This is a genomic window from Persicitalea sp. (genome assembly GCF_041751555.1).
Classification (GTDB): Bacteria; Bacteroidota; Bacteroidia; order Cytophagales; family Spirosomataceae; genus Persicitalea.
The window spans coordinates 1-5,450 of sequence record NZ_JBGSXF010000767.1; the positions used below are offsets into that span (position 1 = coordinate 1).

The 5,450-nt window shown below is 51.4% G+C and carries 5 protein-coding genes; all 5 read right to left on the minus strand.

The features are described 5' to 3' along the window. Positions 1–887 (minus strand): Gfo/Idh/MocA family oxidoreductase (locus ACEW8P_RS26770; protein ID WP_373516121.1); only part of this gene is annotated, 887 nt, incomplete at its 3' end. A 277-nt stretch (positions 888–1,164) separates the two neighbouring features. After that, the gene (locus ACEW8P_RS26775; protein WP_373516122.1) at positions 1,165–3,393 is read right to left on the minus strand and encodes a xanthine dehydrogenase family protein molybdopterin-binding subunit; all 2,229 of its coding nucleotides are present in this window, start codon (positions 3,391–3,393) and stop codon (positions 1,165–1,167) included. 106 nt (positions 3,394–3,499) lie between these two features. Further along, positions 3,500–4,531 (minus strand): xanthine dehydrogenase family protein subunit M, encoded by a 1,032-nt coding sequence (locus tag ACEW8P_RS26780; RefSeq protein ID WP_373516123.1) that lies wholly within the window; start codon positions 4,529–4,531, stop codon positions 3,500–3,502. A gap of 9 nt (positions 4,532–4,540) precedes the next feature. After that, positions 4,541–5,050 (minus strand): (2Fe-2S)-binding protein, encoded by a 510-nt coding sequence (locus ACEW8P_RS26785; RefSeq protein ID WP_373516124.1) that lies wholly within the window; start codon positions 5,048–5,050, stop codon positions 4,541–4,543. Between the two features lie 123 nt (positions 5,051–5,173). After that, on the minus strand, positions 5,174–5,450 hold a 277-nt coding region (locus ACEW8P_RS26790), incomplete at its 5' end, for an SRPBCC domain-containing protein (protein ID WP_373516125.1).

Here is a 5,450-nt window from a genome sequence, read left to right on the forward strand (position 1 = left end):
TCAAATACCGCCGACTGCGTGTCGGAAATATTGGATTTAGCACCGGTGTTTACGTAAATACCACCCTGCGAGCTAATTTTGGTCGGCCAGCCTAAGTCCAGCATCCAGCGCACTGTGTCGAGCATGTGTACGCACATGTCCCCCGTAATGCCATTGCCATACTCCATGAAGGCCCGCCACCAGCGAATGTGCGGCAGTCCGTCGTAAGGTCGCAGTGGTGCGGGGCCCGTCCATTTTTCGTAATCTAGGAAAGCAGGTACTTCTTGCAAAGGTGGGTTGTCGCCGTTGCGCATGTGGAAATAGCAGCACATCTCGACGTGGGCGATTTTGCCCAACAGCCCGGCGTCTACGATGTCCCGCTTAGCGTCGATCAGGTGCGGGGTACTTTTGCGCTGCGTGCCTACCTGAACCACCTTATTGTACTTGCGGGCGGCGGCGACCATCGCTTCGCCTTCCATTACGTCCACGCTAATGGGCTTTTGCACGTACACGTGCGCTCCGGCTTTCACGGCGTCGATCATTTGGAGCGCGTGCCAATGGTCAGGTGTCCCGATCAGTACGATGTCTAGCTCATTCTCCTTGAGCATCTTCTCGTAGTCGTTGTACACCTTTGGTACTTTGCCCGACTTCTGCCGCTGACTCACTAGTTTGGCGGCTTCTTCGCGGTGATTTTTATCCACGTCACAAATCGCCAGCACCTCCACGGGAGCGACCTGAATCAGTTTGAACAAATCACTCGTCCCGTACCAGCCCGCGCCAATCAGCGCAACGCGGTAAGGCTTGGCGGGATTGATGATGTCCATGCCTTGTGCCCCGAGGGCGGTCAGGGCCAGCGTAGCCGAGGCACCTTGCAGGAAGCGGCGGCGGTTGATGTTGAAATTGTCCATTTTAGATTCTAGATTTAGAAATAAGGTTGAATTGCAGGATTTTGACGTAATCAACCAAGATGATCCGTCTGTTTCTTTGGAAGATAAAGTCCGAATCGACCAAAAATTACTTTCGTTACTATCTCGATAATAATTTTTTTAATTGGTCGAGAGAATAAACATAAGGGCCTAATCTAACGACAAAGAGGGGCAGACCCATAGGTTCACCCCTCTTTTTGTATTTTGTTTGTCCTTTCTAAGTGGATTGGTCGGACTCGCGCACGGACAGGCGACCTTCCTAAACCAAATCATCAAAATGAATTGGTAAGTGATTTACCCGCTTCCCAGTAGCGTGGTAAACGGCGTTGGCGATAGCCGGGGCCATGCCCACGATGCCAATCTCGCCAAGGCCTTTAGCGCCCAAAGGATTCACAATATCGTCGTGCTCTTCCACAAATATGGCGTCCAAGTCGTAGATGTCAGCGTGAACAGGCAGGTGGTACTCGGCCAGGTTCTCGTTCATGTATTTACCAAAACGATGGTCGCTGATGGTTTCCTCACGCAGGGCTTTACTAATCCCCCAAATCATCGAACCGACAATTTGGCTTTTGGCCGTTTTGGGATTGATGATCTTACCAGCCGCCACGGCAGTAAGGGCGCGGGTAACGTTGACCATCCCCAATTCTTCATCTACTTCTACTTCCACGAAGGCCGCCGCATGGGCAGCACGGGTGTATTTTTTTAGTTTAAAAACATTGGGAATCGAAGTAGTGCTGGCCTTGATGGCTCGGCCACTGTTTTCGGCAATCAGGTCAGCAAAGGAAACCGAAATTGCCGGGCTATCGCTGAGAACGATCCGGTCTTTCTCGAACCTAATAGTACCCTCATTATCCTCAGACAATGAATAGTTTTCCATCGTCGCAGCTTTCTGAATCAGCTTTTTTCGCAACGACTGGCAAGCTTTCACCACTGCCGAACCTACTGATGACACTGTGAAGGAACCTCCTTCGATGGGAGCAAAGGCCATATCGCTGTCGCCGTAATCAAAGGTCACATCCTCGATCGAAAGACCGAATTCGTCCGCCGCGATTTGCGTCATCACCGTAAAAGTACCTGTGCCAATGTCTGATACGGCACAATTCACTTTCAGCTTTCCATCTTTGTTAAGTTCCGCCTCGGCGCGGGAAGGTACCGTCATGGCATCCCAAATCCCGGTTGCCATGCCGTAACCGACCAATTTGTTACCACGCTTCATACTACGCGGCTCTGGCTTGCGCGCCGACCAGCCAAATTTCTCGGCTCCTTGTCGGTAGCATTCGCGTAGTTCTTTACTGGAAAAAGGCTTGTCTTCGGCCATATCCCGCTCGGCATAGTTGATGAGCCGCAGTTCCAGCGGGTCGATGCCCAACTTGTATGAAAGCTCGTCCATCGCGCTTTCGATGGCATGTACTCCCGTGCTGCCGCCCGGCGCGCGCATATCGAGCGGACTGTACACGTCCAAAGGCACGAGTTGGTATTCCAGGAGCGTGTTTTCAGCGGGATACAGCATGTTCGACCAGTTCACAACTACCTCGGTGTAATCCTCAAACTGCGAAGTCTCGGCAATAGCTGCGTGATTCATGGCCGTCACTTTACCATTTTTATCCGCCCCCAGACGCACCCGCTGCAAGGTAGGCGGACGGTGGCCGAAGCTGAACATCTGCTCCCGATCCAGCGTCACCCGAACAGATCGTTTTAGTTCTATGGCCGCCATTACCGACATAAACAATTGGTACTGTGGCCGCAGGCCTGAGCCAAATGCCCCGCCGACGTAAGGTGCTATCACCCGTACATCGCTGAAACTTAGTCCAAATACATTGCAGGCGTACAGTTGGCTATTAACCGTTCCCTGGGTTTTGTCAAAAATCGTCAGTTTGCCGCCTCGCTCATAGAAAGTGGTAGTGGCGTGCATTTCCATTGGATTGTGGTGTTCGGTACCGTGCCAGTACGCCGAGGACACCTGCACATCTGATTCCTCAAAGGCTTTTTCGAAATCGCCTTTGGGCTTGGGCGGAAGCGGTTTGAGCATCGTGGCCAACCCCATCTTGGGATCGCGGGCGTATTCGATGTTCTTTTTCAAGTCAGAGTCGAATTCCTCCGCCTCGTATTCCACTTTGAGAATTGAAGCCGCGTAACGCGCCGTTTCGAAAGTCTCAGCCACTACCAGCGCAATCGGCTGGGCGTAGTACTTCACTTCATCGTCGTACAGGGGCCGAAAAGGTGAGCCCGGCGGCGCATCCATATCGGAGTACTGTATGTCGAACCAGGCCAACGACGGACGATTCTCGTGGGTGAAGATTTCCACTACCCCCGGAATTTTCATAGCCGAACCTGTGTCGATCGACAGAATTTTTCCGCGAACGATGGTGCTGTTCACAACGTATCCGTACAGTAATCCTTCAAGATTAAACTCTCCGGCGTATTTGGCCGCACCCGTCACTTTCAAGTGACCTTCCAGGCGGCTAATGGGTTGTCCTATTTGTGGCATATTCAATTTTGAATGAGTGAATGATAGAATGAGTGAATAAAGAATGAAATCAAGATTCACCGCGCGGGCGGCTTATTCTATCATTCACTCATTCTATCATTCAAAATTAGTTAGGTACCGCTCCCGGTAGTTGGGTTTCGCTTGGGTTCAAGGCCATCATGCCATTGCGGATGATGGCTTTTTTAGACATATCGATTTTGAAGGCGTTGTCTTTGTAGCCCTTGGCACCCTGAATAATAATTTCGGCGGCAGCGGCGAAGTTTTCCGATATGGCCGTTTTACCTTTCAAAAATTCTTCGCCTTCCTTCACCCGCCACGGCTTATGGGCGACGCCGCCCAAGGCTATTCGCGCTGACTTGATCGTGTCACCTTCCAGTTCCAGTCCCGTAGCTACTGATATCATAGCGAAAGCGTAAGAATTACGGTCGCGGATTTTGAGGTAGGAGTAGTTTTTGGCAAAGCCCTGGGCGGGCAGGTCGAGGCTGGTAATGATTTCACCTTTTTGTAAATTATTGTCGAGCTGCGGCGTGTCACCGGGCAGGCGATGGAAATCCTCAAAAGCCAGACTACGGGTACCGTTGGGGCCTTCGATGTTGACTACGGCTTCCAAAGCTGCCAGTGCGATGCACATATCCGACGGGAACACGGCGATACAAGCTTTGTTATCAGGCGCATGGGTCGCACCCAGAATCGCCATCATCCGGTTGTAGCCGCCCAGTGCAGAGCAACCCGATCCCGGTTCACGTTTGTTACAGGGCGTATTGATATCGTAAAAATAGTAGCAGCGCGTCCGTTGCAACAGATTACCACCGTTGGTGGCCATGTTACGGATCTGCCCTGACGCCCCCGCCAGGATGGCTCGGGAGAGGAGAGGATATTTTTCCTCAATCAGGGGATGATAGGCCGTAGTGGCGTTGGTAATAAAAGCGCTCAACCGCACTCCGCCGTCGGCATTTTCTGTGATGTCGTCCCGACTTGGCAAATGGTTGAGATCTATCAGGGCATCGGCTTCAGTCACATTGTACTTCATCAAGTCGATGAGGTTGGTACCGCCCGCCACGTAAGCGCTATCGGGTTTTACGCCCTGAGCGATTGCCGTTCGAATATCATCGGCTCGAGTATAGCTGAAATTGTTCATAAATGGTTTTTAATGATTTACTTCCATAATGGCGTCCAAAATATTGACGTTCGCACCACAGCGGCACAGATTACCACTCATCAGATCGGCGACCTCGGCGCGGGTAGTTGGTTTTGCTTCCTGCATCATGCCAATGGCACTACATATCTGGCCGGGGGTGCAATAGCCGCACTGAAAGGCATCGTGTTCAATAAAGGCTTTTTGGAGTGGGTGCAGTTCATCGTCATTGGGGGCGATGCCTTCAATGGTTGTGATCTCGGCACCCTCTTTCATGGCGGCCAGGGTCAGACAACTGAGGATGCGCTTGCCGTCACAGATTACCGTACAGGCCCCACACTGGCCATGATCGCAGCCTTTTTTAGTTCCGGTCAGACCGATGTATTCACGTAATGCGTCGAGCAAACTCACCCAGGGCAGGATATTAAGTTCACGCGGTTTGCCATTGACGGTGAGCGTCACTTTCTTCGAATCGAAGCTACGCTGGGTTTCAGGAAGCAGCGGTGCATTTTCTGTAAGCATGGTGGAGTATTTTTATTTATTGTGTGCCAGGACTTTGTCAAAACTTTTAACAGCCGATAACAGAACCGTACCAGAAAAGGCAGGCTGATGTAATCATTGGTGGGTATTGAGCACAAAGATGGATTACTTGCTTTCGACGTATTTCTTGAAGTTGTCCAGAATCGCTTGCCAGCCTTCCTTCTGGGTTTCCACCGGATTGTCAGTTTCCGGTTCAAAGGTTTCCCTCACCGTAGTCTGACCCTCGCTTTCCTCAAAAGCGACCGAAACTTTCCGATCGTCAATTAGGGCGTATTCGAGTAGTTCCTTCTCCTCTATTTTTTTGTAAGTGCCGGAGAAGTCGAAGCCGAAGCTGCCATCGCGCGCTTCCATGCGGAAGAGGAATTCGCCGCCTTCCTTTAAA